This window comes from Rhizobium sp. TBD182 (genome assembly GCF_001950375.1).
Lineage (GTDB): Bacteria > Pseudomonadota > Alphaproteobacteria > Rhizobiales > Rhizobiaceae > Agrobacterium > Agrobacterium tumefaciens.
The window spans coordinates 66392-67816 of the sequence record NZ_BDLN01000012.1; the positions used below are offsets into that span (position 1 = coordinate 66392).

Consider the following 1425-nt stretch of genomic DNA (forward strand, 5'->3'; position numbering starts at 1 on the left):
CCGCTTTGACCAGATCGAACGGTTCCTGGGTCGCCTACAGCAGGCCTTGCACCTCTACGACAGAGCGGATCAGTCGTCGGATCTCAGGCAAGAGGTTGAAGACTTAAGGACGCAGATATCTGTCCTTCAACAGACCGTGTCAGAAGCAGATATCCGGCGAAAGCTAGGCAACGCACTCGACCGCGTTGCAAATTTTGCGAATCGCATGGTTCCCCGACTTGATGCCGAGTGGCCAGACGCGCCTCTACGGCTGATAATTGAAGACCTAACGGTGAAGGTTCTGCGGGGGACGCGTGAGGATTATCTGTGGGAAATCGGGAGCGGCGCAAACTGGCTTGCCTATCACGTCGCCTTGATGCTCGCGTTGCAACGGTTCTTTTTAGGTGAGCCACATCATGCCGTTCCAAGCATGCTCGTGTTCGATCAGCCCAGTCAGGTCTACTTCCCTAAAAGGACCGCCGAGGAAACTATCGAACTAGTGCCATGGCGAGACCAGGACGTTGCTGCGGTCAGAAAGGTGTTCTCTCTGCTAGGTTCTGAGGCGGTCTCCTCGCAGGGTAGACTGCAAGTCATTGTTCTTGACCATGCAGATGAAGACGTATGGGGCGATATTGACGGGGTCGAACTCATCGAAGAATGGCGCGGTGGCCGAGCACTTGTCCCGCTTGAATGGTTAGCCGGTGACCTCAATGCCAACACCCTCAGCTAAAAGCCAGATGGGCACCCCGGTGTGGTTTGCATCTAGCCTGTCAGTAGCTCCACGTGAGCCGGTGAACACATTGCTAACGGCTAGATCAGCGTTGCTCCTACATCAAGTAGACCATCTAAGAAGTCGTCGCGCGAGATGACGGGGGCAGTTTTAGAAGCGAGGATCAATTCTTCGACGACTTGTCGTGCCAGCGAGCGGGCCATTACCTGCTCCTGCGTAGAAATGTCCCTCATGGTTCGGCCATGCAGAAACGCGCTCCTTATGTCGAAGAGCTGTCCGTACTGGTCCGCGTGATGACGATCTCCAAGCAGGCCGGCAACGCGTCCTCGCATACGGTCCGTTGGGCGCATTCGCTTGTGCCTATCAGGGCCATTTCTGAAGCTCTTTTGATAGTCGGCCCGGAGGCCGAGCGCCGCCTCGATTGTCGTGATATGTGCCAGGAACTCGTCGATGCCCTCGGCGAGGAACGCCCGGACAAGAAAATGTACGATCGGTGTCTCGAACAGTTCGCATTTCTTCGCTGCCTCGACGATTGCCCAACGACCTTGGTCCCATATGGGCAGCTCAGTTTTTACAGCGTCGTCTAAGGGAAATTCGACCGGCCGCTCCTCTTCCACTGTCCCGCCGTAGCCGTCATCGTAGGTGTACTCATTCCAGCTGAGGGTGTAAGGGGACGGCGGCGCTGTTAGCCGTACGAAAAGATCGCTATCAACAGT

General features: G+C 55.9%; 1 protein-coding gene and 1 pseudogene. One reads left to right on the top strand and one right to left on the bottom strand.

The features are described 5' to 3' along the window. Positions 1 to 709, top strand: a 709-nt coding sequence (locus tag T18_RS28040; protein WP_323455269.1) for a DUF3732 domain-containing protein, incomplete at its 5' end; no start/stop codon positions are given. An 80-nt stretch (positions 710 to 789) separates the two neighbouring features. On the opposite strand, the pseudogene T18_RS28045 reads toward T18_RS28040, so the two are convergent. Next, positions 790 to 1425: pseudogene (locus tag T18_RS28045) on the bottom strand (hypothetical protein); the annotation flags it as partial.